Source organism: Amycolatopsis sp. NPDC051071 (genome assembly GCF_040682875.1).
Taxonomy (GTDB): domain Bacteria; phylum Actinomycetota; class Actinomycetes; order Mycobacteriales; family Pseudonocardiaceae; genus Amycolatopsis.
The window spans coordinates 121,536-135,258 of record NZ_JBFBBY010000002.1 but is presented as its reverse complement, the minus strand read 5'-3'; the positions used below and the strand labels follow the sequence as shown (position 1 = coordinate 135,258).

At 67.5% G+C, this 13,723-nt stretch carries 16 protein-coding genes; 9 read left to right on the top strand and 7 right to left on the bottom strand.

The window, feature by feature from the left end; translation table 11 throughout:
• Positions 1-44: 44 nt before the first annotated feature.
• The 3 genes from AB0M65_RS01380 to AB0M65_RS01370 all read left to right on the top strand — a co-directional run bounded on the left by AB0M65_RS01380 (position 45) and on the right by AB0M65_RS01370 (position 1,681).
• Complete coding sequence (locus tag AB0M65_RS01380; protein WP_364019600.1) at positions 45-293, top strand: hypothetical protein; 249 nt, start codon at positions 45-47, stop codon at positions 291-293.
• On the top strand, positions 293-682 hold the full coding sequence (locus tag AB0M65_RS01375; RefSeq protein ID WP_364019597.1) for a hypothetical protein: 390 nt from the start codon (positions 293-295) through the stop codon (positions 680-682). Before AB0M65_RS01380 ends, AB0M65_RS01375 begins: the two co-directional genes overlap by 1 nt.
• 147 nt (positions 683-829) lie before the next feature.
• Entirely contained in the window at positions 830-1,681 is an 852-nt protein-coding gene (locus tag AB0M65_RS01370; protein ID WP_364019594.1) for a helix-turn-helix transcriptional regulator, read from the top strand.
• On the opposite strand, the gene AB0M65_RS01365 is transcribed toward AB0M65_RS01370, so the two are convergent.
• Genes AB0M65_RS01365 through AB0M65_RS01350 form a run of 4 tightly spaced genes read right to left on the bottom strand, consistent with a single transcriptional unit; the run spans position 1,634 to position 4,748 of the window.
• Positions 1,634-2,389, bottom strand: a complete 756-nt coding sequence (locus tag AB0M65_RS01365; RefSeq protein WP_364019591.1) for an ESX secretion-associated protein EspG — start codon at positions 2,387-2,389, stop codon at positions 1,634-1,636. The genes AB0M65_RS01370 and AB0M65_RS01365 overlap by 48 nt on opposite strands.
• 27 nt (positions 2,390-2,416) lie before the next feature.
• Positions 2,417-3,709, bottom strand: coding sequence for a hypothetical protein (locus AB0M65_RS01360; protein WP_364019589.1), 1,293 nt, complete (start codon positions 3,707-3,709; stop codon positions 2,417-2,419).
• Positions 3,709-4,326 carry a DUF3558 domain-containing protein gene (locus tag AB0M65_RS01355; RefSeq protein WP_364019586.1) on the bottom strand — a complete coding sequence of 206 codons (618 nt, stop codon included), beginning with the start codon at positions 4,324-4,326 and terminating at the stop codon, positions 3,709-3,711. Before AB0M65_RS01355 ends, AB0M65_RS01360 begins: the two co-directional genes overlap by 1 nt.
• The gene (locus tag AB0M65_RS01350) at positions 4,326-4,748 is read right to left on the bottom strand and encodes a hypothetical protein (RefSeq protein WP_364019583.1); all 423 of its coding nucleotides are present in this window, start codon (positions 4,746-4,748) and stop codon (positions 4,326-4,328) included. Before AB0M65_RS01350 ends, AB0M65_RS01355 begins: the two co-directional genes overlap by 1 nt.
• Positions 4,749-5,047: 299 nt before the next feature.
• Between AB0M65_RS01350 and AB0M65_RS01345 the strand changes: the two genes are divergently transcribed.
• Genes AB0M65_RS01345 through AB0M65_RS01335 form a run of 3 tightly spaced genes read left to right on the top strand, consistent with a single transcriptional unit; the run spans position 5,048 to position 8,145 of the window.
• Positions 5,048-6,193 (top strand): hypothetical protein, encoded by a 1,146-nt coding sequence (locus AB0M65_RS01345; protein ID WP_364019580.1) that lies wholly within the window; start codon positions 5,048-5,050, stop codon positions 6,191-6,193.
• Between the two features lie 27 nt (positions 6,194-6,220).
• Positions 6,221-7,408, top strand: coding sequence for an AAA family ATPase (locus tag AB0M65_RS01340; RefSeq protein WP_364019577.1), 1,188 nt, complete (start codon positions 6,221-6,223; stop codon positions 7,406-7,408).
• On the top strand, positions 7,405-8,145 hold the full coding sequence (locus tag AB0M65_RS01335) for an HNH endonuclease (protein WP_364019574.1): 741 nt from the start codon (positions 7,405-7,407) through the stop codon (positions 8,143-8,145). The genes AB0M65_RS01340 and AB0M65_RS01335 overlap by 4 nt, the downstream gene beginning before the upstream one ends.
• Here the strand turns inward: AB0M65_RS01335 and AB0M65_RS01330 are convergent.
• Positions 8,121-8,756: an SRPBCC family protein gene (locus tag AB0M65_RS01330; RefSeq protein ID WP_364019571.1), complete on the bottom strand. Its 636-nt coding sequence runs from the start codon at positions 8,754-8,756 to the stop codon at positions 8,121-8,123. The genes AB0M65_RS01335 and AB0M65_RS01330 overlap by 25 nt on opposite strands.
• Positions 8,757-8,900: 144 nt before the next feature.
• Positions 8,901-9,560 (bottom strand): hypothetical protein, encoded by a 660-nt coding sequence (locus AB0M65_RS01325; protein WP_364019568.1) that lies wholly within the window; start codon positions 9,558-9,560, stop codon positions 8,901-8,903.
• Between the two features lie 180 nt (positions 9,561-9,740).
• Here AB0M65_RS01325 and AB0M65_RS01320 point away from each other — a divergent pair, with 180 nt between their 5' ends.
• Positions 9,741-10,046 (top strand): DUF6204 family protein, encoded by a 306-nt coding sequence (locus AB0M65_RS01320; protein ID WP_364019565.1) that lies wholly within the window; start codon positions 9,741-9,743, stop codon positions 10,044-10,046.
• A gap of 123 nt (positions 10,047-10,169) precedes the next feature.
• Here the strand turns inward: AB0M65_RS01320 and AB0M65_RS01315 are convergent, their stop codons facing one another.
• Positions 10,170-11,114 (bottom strand): neutral zinc metallopeptidase, encoded by a 945-nt coding sequence (locus AB0M65_RS01315; RefSeq protein ID WP_364019562.1) that lies wholly within the window; start codon positions 11,112-11,114, stop codon positions 10,170-10,172.
• Positions 11,115-11,274: 160 nt separating this feature from the next.
• On the opposite strand from AB0M65_RS01315, the gene AB0M65_RS01310 reads away from it, so the two are divergent.
• Together AB0M65_RS01310 and AB0M65_RS01305 are read left to right on the top strand one after the other, a co-directional pair.
• Complete coding sequence (locus tag AB0M65_RS01310) at positions 11,275-12,300, top strand: polyprenyl synthetase family protein (RefSeq protein WP_364019654.1); 1,026 nt, start codon at positions 11,275-11,277, stop codon at positions 12,298-12,300.
• Positions 12,301-12,313: 13 nt separating this feature from the next.
• Positions 12,314-13,678 carry a hypothetical protein gene (locus AB0M65_RS01305; protein ID WP_364019560.1) on the top strand — a complete coding sequence of 455 codons (1,365 nt, stop codon included), beginning with the start codon at positions 12,314-12,316 and terminating at the stop codon, positions 13,676-13,678.
• Positions 13,679-13,723 lie beyond the last annotated feature (45 nt).

The following is a 13,723-nucleotide window of genomic DNA, read 5'->3' as shown; positions in this document are numbered from 1 at the left end:
ACAGCGATCGAGTCGTCGGCGGGGCGGCGAAACGGGCGGCCGACGTGGTCCGTCCGACGGATCTCGCGGCGGGACTGGCCGGTGTCCCGGTGGCCCTGCCAGGCGGGGTCTCCAGTGAAGCGGCGCGGCTTCTCGCGGACTCGTGGGGTCGCGCGGTGCCAAGCTGGGTCGAGAACGTGGACGCCTACTCGGCACAACTGGATCAGGCCGTGGTGCGCTACCGGGCCGGCGAGCAGGCCGCTGTCCATGACTTGCGTCCGATGGTCCCCGGTGGCGGGCGAAGGCCGGTCTGATGGTCACGTGGACCGACGTCCGGCGGTGGGATCCGGCCGCGGTGGGAAAGATCGCGGACGACCTCAACGCCTGGTGCGCCCGGATCATCGGCGCGAACGACGACGTCGAGGCGATGGCACGGTTCGACGGCTGGACCGGCGACGCGTCCGTCGCCGCTTCGACGCGGGGAAATTCGCTGATCACCACAGCGGAGCAACTGGTCGCGCAGGCGTCGGCCGTCCGGCGTGGCGCCCATGAAGTGCAGATCGCGCTTGAGCGGATCAGCGCGTTCGTCCGGGAGACCGAAGACCTCGCCCATCGCCACGGGCTTACTGGCCCGACGGGACACCCGTACCCGAAGCCGCGGCTCACGACGCTCCGAAGCCGGAAACCGTCGCGCAGCCACTGACGCCGCCGGTCCAGAAGCCTCGCAAGCCTCGCCCGCCGGTCGACGACGAAGACTTCGCACACACTGATTGGACGGACGAAGACAGCTACTGAGTGACTGAATTGCCGGAGCGCACCTGGCATCGTTCTCGCCTGGAGAAGGGGAGCGATGCCAAGACCGAAACCGACACCTCGGGCGCGAGCACTGGCCGAGGGGCTTCGAGTCGAGCGGAGGGCCGCCAGGCTGGCCATGACCGAAGTGGCCGACAAGCTGGCCTGGTCGCAATCGACGATCAGCCGGATCGAAACCGGGGTCCGCCCCCCGTCCGCCGAAGAGGTGTCAGCACTGCTCGCGGTCTACCAGGTCACCGGGGAACACCGGGATGCACTGCTCACGTTGTCGCGCGACATCGACCGGCCCAACTGGCTGGAAACTCGCGACGCCGGGGTGTACGGACAGGCGAAGATCCTTGCCCACTACGAACTCGACGCCACCAAGATCATCGAGTCTTGCACCGTGCTGCTGCCCGTCCTGATGCAGACGCCCTCGTACGCCAGGGCCGCATTGGCCGTCACAGGGGTTCCGGCCGCGGAAATCGAATCGTGGCTGGAGTTGCGGCGGGAACGGCAGAAAGTGCTGGAGCTGAAGAACCCGCCAAAGCTGGTCGCGTATATCGACGAAGGGGCTTTGCACCGCCAGATCGGCGGCCCAAGGGTGCTGGGGAACCAGCTCCGGCATCTCGTTTCGATGGCCGGACGACCTGCTGTCGACCTGCGAGTCGTCCCTTTCTCCGCTGGTTGGCATCCCGGCGTCCACGTTCTGCTGGAGTTCGGCGACGCCAAGCCGATGGTCTATCTGGAATATCGGCGATCCGGGCTTTTCCTCCACAGACCCGCTGATGTCGAACCGTATCTCCAGTCCACTGTGGACGCCGTGGCGCTGGATCCCGTGCGTTCGGTGCGCCTGATCGAGTCAGTGGTCGAGGCTCGCGCGCAACGCGGCGACCTTCTGAGCCAGTAGCGTGGGTTCGCCGGGCAGGACGGTGATGTAGCGGTTCGAGGGTGAGCCGGTCACGTGCATGGCCACCCGTCCGGCGTCGATGTCCAGATAGGTCAGGTCATCGGTGGCTTCGGTGCGCTTCCCGCCGTCGGGATGCTTGGCCGCGGCGAAGAACCCGACGCCGAAGTAGGGCTGGTCGAAAACCTCGTCCAGCCGCCGTGCCTCACGGCTTCGCGACTCGGCTTCGTCGTCATAGAGACCGCTTCCGGCGCTGAGCTTGAAGTCCTGCTGTGGCAAGGAAAACGGTGCGAACTGCGCCGCCGGGAACTCCGGCAGATTCGTCACGAGCGCCGCCGCGCGGTCGGCCGTCCGCACACTCTTCAGCCACACCCGGTCGCCCTCGCAGATCGCGGTCACCGCCGCCCGCCCGCGAACGGCGACGAGCGCGCTGTACTGCTCCGTCTCCGTTCGCACGGTCGCGTAGTACTCGGTGTTCGGCCGGTCGAGTATGTGCAGGATGTCCTCGAAGTCGCTGGTCAACCGCTTACCCTCGGTGAACCCGAGCCCGCCGAGTTCCTCGAACGCCGCCCTGTCCTCGCCGTTGCGCGACGACGGCGGGATATAGCGCAGGCCGCCCGCGAAGATCAGATGCGGATCTCCGCAACCGGCGTGACGGAACGCGGTCAGCAAGGTGTCGAGCGTGATCTCGACCGGGCGCGCGAGCACCACGTGTCTCCCTCCCCTGGGACTGTGGTGCTAGTTCTTCTTTTCGCCGATCACCGGCGGCATCGGCTTTTCGTTGTAGCCGCCGAAGGTCTCGTCGGGATCCGGGTTCTGGAGGTACGCCGGAGCCTTCTTCTCCTTGTCCTCCTCACCCTTACCCTTGCCGCCGGCGCCCGCGCCCATCGGCATCCCGTTCGCGCCGCCACGTCCGCCCGCACCGGCAGCTCCCGCCGCACCGCGGCCGCCGACGCCTTCGCCCAGCATCCCGGCGCCGCTGCGTCCGCCAAGACCAGGCTGTCCAGGACCGCCGGGGACAGCGCCTCGGTAGCCGCCTCCAGGACCTCCCGGCGACCTGCCGCCGGTTCCCGGGCCGCTGGTCCCTGGTCCGCCGGTTGCCGGGCCGCCCGTTCCCGGACCGAACGGGCCGTACCCGGGCGGGAAGGTGCCGGGCGGGTTGTACCCGGTGCCGGGCTTGCCGGTCGGCCCGAAGTCGAGGTTCGCCGCCGGTGGCACGATCGGATTGGACTGGGGCGGCGTGTACGAGTTCGCGCGGGTCCCGTCGTCGGGCTGCTGCGCGCCAGGATGGGGCTGGACCGGGTGCGGCTGGACGGGCTGGGACTGGCCCGGCTGGGGGCCTTGTCCGGGCTGGGGGCCGCTGTGCCCGGCGCCCTGCTCCGGCCCAAGCCCGCCTGATGTGCCGGGCCCACTCGTCCCGCGATACGGCTCGCCGATACCGGGCCCGCGACCGTCGTCGCCGAACCCCTTCGCCGACGGCTTCCCGGAGCTGCCGTCGTCCAGCGTCACGGAACCGCCGGGATCGGTGAGCTGCGCGTACTGGGCGGGCAGCTCGTCACCGTTGGACGTGCTGGCCGAGTGGTATGTCGCGAAGGTGTCGATGTTGTGCTGGCTGTCCGCCTGGTAACCCTTGACCTTGTTCCAGTAGCCGCCGTTGCCATCGAGGATCCCCGCGACATCCTCCGCCGTGGGCGCGGGCTGCTCCGGCGGCACCGGCTTGACCGAGTTCTTCGCCGCCCCGAACGCGCCCATCTGCGACGTGATGGCGCCTTGGGCCCTCGCCAGATGCATCGCGTCGTCCATGGAGGCCTCGACGAGCGGCTTCGTCGCGTCGGAAGCCGCGCTCCCGGCCTGGCCTTGCCAGCCGGAGAGGACCTTCTGGCCGAGCGCGGTAATCTGAGCCCCGCGTTCGTGGTAACGCTGGGCCAGGCTGTAGGCGCATTCTTGAGCTTTAGAGAGCGAGCCGATGCCCTTGCCGCCGGTGACTTGTTCGTAGATCTGGGCTGCGGTGAGCGGTCCTTCGGCGACCATCAGTTTCCCCCTCGGATGGTGGTCAGAACCCTGATCGCGGCTTCGCGCGCAGCGTCGCAGGGGTCTTTCTTGCCGATGTTGGCCTCGGACTGCTCAAGGGCAATGCTGATGGTCTCGGTGTTGCTGGTACCCAGCGCCACGGCGCATCGACCTTTGCTGGTTCGTTCATCTTCCGTGCCGTAAGCGGTCAGGGGGTAGCCGTCGATGGGTTCGATCGGTTCGAGGAGCTTGTAGTCCGTGCCTTTGGCGGCGTAAAACCTGGCTGTGCCGCTGTCAGGCAGATTGCTGAAGAGCACATCGACGTGTGGACGGATGGCGGACGGAATGGACCATAAGCATGCGGGTCCGAACTGGCCCTCCCGTCCCTTCGACTCGACGCTCTGACCGAGGAGGTCTTTGGCTTGCGTGCTTGTTAGGGCGCTACAGGGGCTCTGTTTGACGCGAGTCAGATCGATCGGATTGCCGACCTTGGGAACGCCAGGTGCCGGGCTGGCTGGGTTCGATGGGCTCGGGCTTGTGCCACCGCTGGTGGGCGTAGGGGTGCCATTGGTAGTGGGGGTCGAACATGCGGAGAGTGCGAGTGCGGCCGCACCGAGAACAAGGATGGTGCGTCGCATCAGGCGAGGCCCTTCGGTTGCTGATTGATAGCTGAGGTTGCGCCGTCCTCAGCGGTGGCGTACTTGCCGAGAGCGGTCCGGTACTTGTCGGCCATGGCCTCGCAGTAGGCACTGCGCGCGTCGAGCGCGTCCATGAGCGCCTTCCCAGACTCGCGAGTGACTTGCGCATTTCCTTCGCTGGCATATTCCCGCCCTGGAGGCATGGAGATGGCGATCAGCTGGGCCTCGTAGCGGTCCGTCGTGTACTCCTTCGCCAGGTCGGTCCACTCCTTCACCAGTTCGTGAAGGGTTGCCTCGTCGTACTTGAACCCCGACCCTTCGGCAACCGGCGTCCCGTAGGCCCCGCCGGACGGCCTGAATCGAGTGACCTCATCCCAGTGCACCCCCGGCTCATAGGTCGGAGAGCCCTCAGCCACGGCCATGCACCACTGTCGCCCCGAATCGATCCCCGCTGAATGGGCGAACTCGCCCCGAAGTCACCATCGTCATGTGCCCCTCCCGTGGCTACAAGGCGCGTTATCCCCGATGCACCCTGCGTAATCCGACGCGGGGAAGATTACCAGGGTTCCGGAGGCGGCGAACCAGTCCGCATGGAGTTCCGTTCCCTCTTGAATAGCGTTGCGGACGCTGGTGACTATCCGTGAAAATCGATCGTATGAATGACTCCGAAATACGGGGTCCATGCTGGTGGGCGTCACCTGACCTGCTCATACTCTGCGTAATGAAGTTTCGAAGAGTGATTCTCGGCGCAGTACTCGTCGGGCTGCTGGCGGCGTGTACGGATTCCGTGGATACGCCCCCACCGCGACCGCAGTTTTCGAAATGGCAGCCGAAACAGCCTCGTCCCGCCGATCGTGACGAACAGGCTGTCGGCACGGCGTTGACCGCACTCGACTTCTGCACGCTGCTGGATCTCGCCGTCTACGAGCGCAGAAGAGGCGGCGATACCCGGCCCGTTACGCGCGAACCCGAACTGAAGGACGGCAAGAAGTGGTGCACGCTCTACCGTGACGGGTACGAGGACCTCGTCTACGTCCACGACATGGACCCGGGTCACACGTCGCTCCGGGACGACGGAGCCGTGGTCGACCTGGGCGGCGTGAAGGCCTACCAGGTCGAAACCCATCGTGAGAGTGGGATCGCCGGTTGCGCGATCACGGTTCCGGTCAGTTTCCAGCGTGCGGTCAAATTCGAGCTCGGGATGAGCCGGAGCAAGGACTGCGAACTCCTCCGCGACTTCGCCACCGCCGGTGCGGCGAAGCTTCCTCGCGAGCTGGTCTACCCGCCGGACGGTCAGGACAGCGGCCGGGTCGGGGCTTGCGCGAACTGGGTCTCCAACAGCAAGGGGGGCGACTGCGATCCGGCGGTCGACGCGCAGGTGCCCACGGGTGCGGAGCTGATCCTCGCCGCCGGTGCGGCTGATCCGAACGTCGAATGCGCGGTGTTCCGTGACGCGGTCAAGAAGACCTTCGGGCCGGATTTCGCGCCGATCGCCACTCCGGGCGCCTGTTACTTCGTCGAGCCACTGCATCGGCTTCAGATCGAGGCCGGGGCGACCGCGAACGGCGGTGCGCCGGGGGAGTGGCTCGCGGATCCGAACAAGACCTTCAAAGACCACCAGCGGGCCTCGTTCAGCGGGAACCCGGGAGTCGCGTTCCGCTCGAAGGACGACCGAGAACTCTCCCTTTATGTCTCGCCGCTGGGGAATCTCGACGCACGCGGGCATATCCGGCTGCGGATCTCGCCCCAACCGGAACGCGGTATCGACGATTGGGAGCGCTCGAAGGTGGTTTCGGCTGTGGATGTCGCGCGGGCGCGGGCCGTGATGGAACTCGTGATGGCCACCCACTTTCGGGTGGCCAGGTGAACGCCGCACCGCCGTAAGCTCTTCACCATGTACATCGAGCGGGTCCGGCTGGAGAACATCCGCGGGTTCAGCGGTGCCCGCACCGTCGACCTCCGGCTGCCCGGCCCCGGCTGGGTGGTCCTCGCCGGGCGCAACGGTTCCGGCAAGACGTCGCTGCTGCGGGCGATCGCGGTCGCGGCGGCGCCGGACGTCGCCTGGGGTCTGCTGTCGGACGCGGGGAGCTGGATCTCGACGGGGACGACGAACGGGTCCATCCAGCTGTCGGTGATGCGTGAGGAGGGACCGGCGCCGGTCGAGGTCCGCTGGCTCGACTCCGGGCTGCTGCCGATTTCCGGCCTCCCGCCGGGCCAGCCGTTCTGCGCCGCGTACGGGCCGTTCCGGCGGCTCGCGGGCGGCAGCGGCGAGGCCGAGTCGTGGATGCGTGGCGCGGGAGCGCTGGCGCGGATGGCGAGCCTGTTCCACGAGGACGCGTCGCTCGCCGAGGGTGTCACCTGGCTGATCAACCAGCATCTCCGTGCCCTGGAAGGGAAAGCGGGTGCCCGCGAGCTGAAGGACGCGGCGCTGGAGATCCTCGGCGACGGCCTCCTGCCCGGCGGCTACCGGATCCGCGACGTCGACTCGGACGGGCTCTGGGTCGAGTACCGGGGCGACCGGTTCCCGCTGCGCGAGATGAGCGACGGCTATCGCACGGTCACCGCGCTGGTGGTCGACCTGCTCAAACAACTCGACAACGCCGGGCTCGATCACGAGAGCCCCGGCATCGTGATCATCGACGAGGTCGACGCGCATCTCCACGTGTCGTGGCAGAAACGCATGGGGCCGTGGTTCAAGGCGCATTTCCCGCGAATCCAGTTCATCGTCACCACGCACAGTCCTTATGTCTGCCAGGCCGCGGATCCCGGCGGGCTCATCCGGCTTTCCGGGCCGGACGAAGAGGTTCCGCCGCGTGTGGTCTCCGAAGAGCTGTACGAGCGGGTTGTTTTCGGCACCGGGGACGACGCGGTGCTTTCCGATCTGTTCGGTTTGGACACTCCCTATTCGCCGCAGGCCGTCGAATTGCGGGAACATCTCGCGGAACTCGAATTCCAGGTGGCCACCGGGCGGGCGGACGCGAACGGCGTCCGGGAATGGGAACGTCTGCGGGAGATGTTGAGCAGCTCGCCGCCGAGCCGGGTGGACGAGGTGGCCCGACGGTTCGAGGCCGACGATCGGTGATCGGGATCCGCCGGATCGCGCTGCCGGGCAAGGTGGTCGCCGATCTCGAAGACCTGACCGCGCGGATCCCGTCCGGTGACAGCAAGGAAGCACGACGATTGTGGCGGGTTTCCCGTGCCGTGCGGCGTTCTCTGCGTGAAGGCCTGGACGTCATGGCCGCCGGCCGCGGTTACTGCATGTACTGCGGCGACGGCCTCGGGTCCACTGTGGACCACTTCGAGCCGATCGCGCGGAACCCAGGGCGCGCGTTCGACTGGCTCAACCACGTGCTCGCCTGCGAATACTGCAACAGCCACCACAAACGCGACCTGTTCCCGGTGGACGCCGACGGGAACACCCTGCTGATCGACCCGACCGCCGAGGATCCGCTGGAGCATTTGTTCCTGGTGCTGTCGATCGGTACTTACCGGGCGCTGACGGTCAAGGGGGAGCAGACGATCAAGGTGTGCGGGCTGAACCGGGCGCAATTGGCGCGTGGCCGGGAAACGGCGGTGAGCCAGGTGAGCGCGCTCGTCACGGGCTGGTGGACCGCGCGGGAACTGGGGGACGAGGTGAAGCGGCGAGCGATGGTGTGGACCCTGCTCGACCAGCCGCACGCCGACGTCCTCCACGCGATGCTGCGGCAGGCCGGGATGCCCGGTGCCCATGCCGTCTTCCGCAAGGACGACGAACTCATCGACCTCCTTCGCGCCCCGGAACTCGCCAAAGACCTTCAGCTCTCAGAAGGCGCGGTGTAAGCGGCGAGGGTCGCGTCGGCGCGCGTGCGGGCAGTGGCCGCGCCGGTCCCGTTGGCGACGTCGGCCTCGTACCAAGCCTCGCTGCTCAACGTCATGAACCGGACGCCGTCCTCGCTGGTCATCCAGGCCATGGCCGCGGCCGGGTCGCTGGTTTCGCCGGATTCAAGGTGCAGAGCGAGGCCGTTCAGCATCATGTCCCAGCCGATACCGACCGCGCCGGGCCCGAACTGCTTCCAGTGCTCGTTGGGGACGGCGGTGTGGTCGAGTTCGAACCGCGTGCGCCCGTCGGGTTCGGCGCTCAGCCGGACCTCGACCCAGCTGACGTCGCCGCCGTACTCCCAGGTCGCGGCGAAGCTCTTCGGTGGATCGCAACGCTCGACCGTCCCGCCGGCGTTGCCTTCGAGCTGGTACTTGCCGCCGGCGCGAAGGTCACCGCTGACCGGCAGGAACCAGCGTGGGATGCGCTCGGGGTTGGTGCAGGCGTCCCAGAGGTCGTCGAGGCCGGTGTCGTAGACCTGGCTGACGGTGGCCGTCACCGCTTCACCCGCTTCGACCACGCGGCTGCCCAGCTTGCGCTGCACTGAGTTGATCTGGCTGGTCACGTCGACCACGGGTCCTCCTCGGCTCGGTTGCCGCCAATATATCAGCCTGTACTTATATAAGCCAGACAAGAAAGAAGGGCGCCCGGGTTCTGTCCCGGACGCCCCTCGATCGCGCTGTGACTACTACGGCTGTGATTACTACGGCTGTGACTACTAAGGAGTGGGGGAGCAGGCCGTGCGCCCGAGGAGCACTTCACCGGTGATGCCCGAGCCGGGAGCGAACTTGATCCGCAACATGGTGAGCGCGATGCTGCCGTTGCCCGGCAAGATCTGTTCGTTGAAGATCGCTTCGGCGAGCAGGGTGCCGTCGGACTTGGTGATCGGCTTGACGTAGCCCACCGGAACCGGGTTCGGCAAGGTACCGAGTCCGGTCACCGCGCTGTAGGTCCAGCTCGCGTTCGTGCCCTGCTGGGTCGCCGTGCAGGTGACGGTGTACTCCCGGATCTTGATCCGCGGCCCGCTCGACGAGACGAGTGCCGACAGTTCGAAGTTCTTGCCCTTCGCCTCGGACTTCGTGGAGGTCGCGTCGGTGTCCGGGTCGACGACGGTGGTCGTGCACGCCGACGTGCCGCCACCGAACGTGATCCCGGTCTTCGTGACGACCCCGGACGAGTTGGCTGTCGGTCCCTCGACCGCGCAGTCGCCGAGCGACGGGATCGAGATCGGCGCCGCGTTGCCCTTGGTGAAGGCCGCGGAACCGAGAGACGCGACGCCCACAGGATTCGACGCGGCGGCCGGTGTCACTCCGGCCCCGAGACCGGCGAGCAGGATCGTGCCGACCAGGCCTGCCCGACGTGCCATGGTGCTGCGCAATTCGCTTCCTCCTTGGTGACGGAGAGCGAGCCGGATGGCCGTTCTTCCCCTTTGTGATCACTATCTGTGTGTCGGATTCGCGTGTTGCGTGCGTGATGGCCGTTTCACTCGTCCGTGGATCATGGACACTCGTTGGATATTCAGGTTCATATCCGGATACAGGTCTGTATATTCGATGACATGCCGACCTACCGCGTCCTCGTCAACGGCAAGTTCGACCACCCCGACGCCGGGACCCGCACCCGGCTGCTTGCCGAGTTGAGTCACCACCAGGCGATCGGGTTCACCGAGGACGGCCTGCTGACCTACAGCGCGCACCTCGGCGCGTTCACCTTCCGCGTCACGCTGCGGGGCGAGGAGGAGCGCGACGTGCTCGACGAGGCCGAGCTGAAGGTGATGGAACTACTGGACGCGAAGGGCTATCCCTATCGAGACGTGGCGGGCAAGGCGACTTGCATGGACGACATCAAGGTCCGTCGCCGCTGACTGAGGGGTAAGCCCCACGCGTGGTCGGTCCGGAGGCAGCTGTCCGCGGCTATGAAGGATCTGGGACGTTGAGTGTCCCAAATGTTTCATGGACAAGCCCGAGGCCAGCTGAAGCACTCCCGCTCAGGAAACCTCCGCGGCCGGTGCCGCGAAGGTGTTGCAAGCCGAGGTGTCCTTCCCCTTCAAACCGCGCTTCTGCCACAACGCCGCGTTCTTCGTCGAGCCGTGGGTTTCACTGTTCTCGGGGTTGAAGCCGGGACCGCCGATCGGTGCGATCGACGCCTTGGAGATCGACCCGCGACCGGCTGCCTGCGCCAGGAAGAGGCCGCTGAAGCAGTCCGCCTGCAGTTCGAGGCGGCGGCCCAGTTCCAGTGCCTTCGGGCGATCGTCTCCGAGGTCCACGACGTCCCGGTCGTGCCGGGTCATGATCCCCGACTCGTATTGGACGTGGTGGGCGTACTCGTGGGCGAACAGGAAGAGCTGCCAGGTGAGGTCGACGCCGCCGTCGACCTGTCGTTTCCATGGAGCGTGGATGGTGGTGCTCGACGGGCAATACATGGCGGAGGCCTCCGCGGCGGGCGGCATCGAGCCGCAGGACGTGTCTTTCGTCTCGGCCGCGGTGAGCAAGACCGAGGTCGTCGGCTCCTTCGCTTTCCCGAGCGCGGGGTTCCACGCCTGGCCGAGGCAAGGCACCAGCGCGTTGTAGAACAGTTCCAGCTTCTCCTGTGTGTTGCCGAGTTTCGGCAAGGCGCAGGTCACGCCGTCGAGGGTGATGCCCGGCGCGACGAGCGGATTGTTCGCCGTCTCGTACTTGCGGGCGGGCTCGCTCGCCTGCTGTGGCGTGGTGGACGACGGAACCGGCTTGGCGGCCGACGGCGGCGTCTGGACGGCGCCAGCCGACTTCGCCTCCCTCAGGCCACCGACTACCAGTGCGGCCACGACCAGCATCAGCGCCATGAAACCGGCGAACAGGACGACGGTGATCCACACCGTCGAGCGTTGTTCCCGGCGGTCGTACGGCGGCGGTGCCCAGGCGGATCTGTCGCCGGAATCATCCGGTGTCGTCATGTTGTTTCCCCAGTTCGTGCGAAGAGCAAGAGGATACTCGGGAGGGGTGTCATATTCGTCACCGTTTCCCCTGGACAGCACGTCAACAGGCCCGAGTGGCTAGCCACTACGCTGGAAGCAATCCCGAACCGGAGTCAAAGAGAGCGGAGCCGACGTGTCTGTGTCTTCACCTGCCCCAGGTGGTGCCATCGAGGACCTGCGCGCGTCCGTGGGACTCCAGATCGCCGACGAACAGCTCCTGCGCACCCTCGCGACGGGTCTCGCCGATGTCGAGACCTTGCTCCGCGACGTCGTCCGCAGTGACGTCAAGGCCGTCGAGGACGCCGCTTCGCATCTGGTCGAGGCGGGGGGCAAACGTTTCCGTCCGCTGTTCACGCTGCTGGCTTCGCAGTTCGGGCCGAAGCAGGGCGACCAGGTGGTCACCGCCGCGGCCGCGGTCGAGCTGGTGCACCTCGCGACGCTGTACCACGACGACGTGATGGACGAGGCGACGATGCGCCGCGGTGCGGAGAGCGTCAACGCCCGCTGGGACAACACCATCGCGATCCTGACCGGCGACTTCCTGTTCGCGCACGCTTCGCGGCTGGTCGCCGACCTCGGCACCGACGCGGCCCGGATCATCGCCGAGACCTTCGGCGAGCTGGTCACCGGCCAGATGCGGGAGACGGTCGGCCCCGCCGAGGGTGACGACGCCGTCGAGCACTACCTCACCGTGATCGCGCAGAAGACCGGTTCGCTGATCGCCACGTCGGGTCGCTTCGGCGGAATGATGTCCGGCGCGCCCGACGAGTACATCGACGCGCTTCGCCGTTTCGGCGACATCATCGGGACGGCGTTCCAGATCTCGGACGACGTCATCGACATCGCGTCACCTTCGGACGAGCTCGGCAAGGCGCAGGGCACAGACCTGCGCGAAGGCGTCAGCACGCTTCCGATGCTCTACGCGCTCGCCGACCCGGCCACCGACCCGCGCCTGGTCGAGCTGCTGTCCGGGCCGATCTCCGACGACAAGCTCGTCGCCGAGGCCCTGGACCTGCTGCGGGTCTCGTCCGGACTCGAACGCGCACGCGAAACTCTTTCCGACTACGCTCGGCGAGCGCGTGCCGAGCTCGCGGCGCTGCCCGCGTCACCCGCCCGGGACGCCTGCGAATCGGTCGCTGACTACCTGGTCGCGCGAACGCATTAAAGGGGCAGGATAGATGTCCATTTTCGGACAGGTCTGGCTGTGGAGTCTGCTGGCGTTCGTCGTCGGCGCTCTGCTCACCTGGCTGGTACTGGTGCTTCCCGCGCGCAAGCGCATCCGTGAGCTGGAGAGCTCGCTGGCCGCGACGCACGCCGAGTCGTCCCGGCTGCCTGCCGGGGTGACGTTCGGCGCGGGTGCCGCGGCCGCCGCCGGTGGGACCGCGTACTTCACCAAGCCGTCGCACGACGAGCTGGACGAGGAGTTCGCGGCCGCCGAGGAGCCGAAGCCCGCTTACCCCGAGACGCTCACCGAGCACGAGCCGGCGCAGCCGTGGACCGAACCGGTCGAGGAGAAGGACCCGGAACCGTCCGAGTACGCCGAGTACACCGCCGGGGACGTCGTCGAGGAGACGGCGCCGGAACCGGTGCACACCCCGACGCGGACCTTCGAGCCAGAAGAAGAGTACGAGGCCGAGTACCGCACCGCGCCCGACACGGAGCCTGAGTCCTCGGCCGAGCGGACGCAGTACATCCCGGCCGCTCAGCTGGACCCCGAGCCCCTTCCGGAACCCGAGCCCGAACCCCAGCCTGCGAATCCGTACGCGGCCGCAGCGACGGAGTACCTCCAGCCCGCGTCGCAGCTGGACATCGAGCCCGAACCGCTGCCGGAACCCGAACCCGAACCGCTGCCCGAACCGCAACCGGTGCTGCCGGGTGACGGACCGTACCGGTCCCGCCTGGAGATCCAGCTGGATCCCGAAGGCGTCGAGACGCAGCCCGAGCCGGTTTCGCTGTTCAGTCCGTCGTCGCGCGTCGACACGGAGCAGGCACCCGTCGAGACCAACTGGTTCGAGCGGGAAGAAGAGCTGCAGCACCCGCCCGCGTACGCCTTCGGTTCCGACGAAGAAGCGAAGGCCGGTCTCCTCGACTCGGAGCCGCAGACACCCGCCGAAGCCACTCAGGTACTGCCCAAGCGCACGCCGCGCGGCACGGTACGCGGCGGTTTCGAGCCGCCGCAGCCGATCACGCCGTCGATGCGGGCGATCGAACGTCGTGAGCCGGAGCTGTCCGGTGGCCAGAGTGGCTCGCTGTTCGAGCCCGCCGTCCAGCCGGGCGACTCGATGCCCGCGCCGGAGCCCCCGCCCGCACGGCAGACGGCTGCTCCTGTCTCAGAATCCGTTCCGCCGGGCCCGTTCGGTCCGGGTTCCGCGATGCCGCGGCCGGGTGGTGGCCGTCCCGCCGACGACTTCTCGGTCAAGGCCAGCGTGACGGCGTTGCGGTACTGCACCGAGGATTCGCCCCAGTTCCCGAAGATGGTCGCCGAGGTCTGGTTCCGGACGGCCACCGACGCGGAGCGCGTGGGCTTCCGGCCCCTCAGCTGAGAAACGCGATGAACGGCCAGTAACGGGCCGCTCATCGCGTTTCGG

Excerpts from the sequence above, each read along its gene's own strand:
- AB0M65_RS01375 (WP_364019597.1), top strand. The coding sequence starts at position 293 with ATGGTCACGTGGACCGACGTCCGGCGGTGGGATCCGGCCGCGGTGGGA.
- AB0M65_RS01370 (WP_364019594.1), top strand. The coding sequence starts at position 830 with ATGCCAAGACCGAAACCGACACCTCGGGCGCGAGCACTGGCCGAGGGG.
- AB0M65_RS01315 (WP_364019562.1), bottom strand. The coding sequence starts at position 11,114 with ATGACGACACCGGATGATTCCGGCGACAGATCCGCCTGGGCACCGCCG.
- AB0M65_RS01355 (WP_364019586.1), bottom strand. The coding sequence starts at position 4,326 with ATGCGACGCACCATCCTTGTTCTCGGTGCGGCCGCACTCGCACTCTCC.
- AB0M65_RS01345 (WP_364019580.1), top strand. The coding sequence starts at position 5,048 with ATGAAGTTTCGAAGAGTGATTCTCGGCGCAGTACTCGTCGGGCTGCTG.
- AB0M65_RS01320 (WP_364019565.1), top strand. The coding sequence starts at position 9,741 with ATGCCGACCTACCGCGTCCTCGTCAACGGCAAGTTCGACCACCCCGAC.
- AB0M65_RS01305 (WP_364019560.1), top strand. The coding sequence starts at position 12,314 with ATGTCCATTTTCGGACAGGTCTGGCTGTGGAGTCTGCTGGCGTTCGTC.
- AB0M65_RS01360 (WP_364019589.1), bottom strand. The coding sequence starts at position 3,709 with ATGGTCGCCGAAGGACCGCTCACCGCAGCCCAGATCTACGAACAAGTC.
- AB0M65_RS01350 (WP_364019583.1), bottom strand. The coding sequence starts at position 4,748 with ATGGCCGTGGCTGAGGGCTCTCCGACCTATGAGCCGGGGGTGCACTGG.
- AB0M65_RS01340 (WP_364019577.1), top strand. The coding sequence starts at position 6,221 with ATGTACATCGAGCGGGTCCGGCTGGAGAACATCCGCGGGTTCAGCGGT.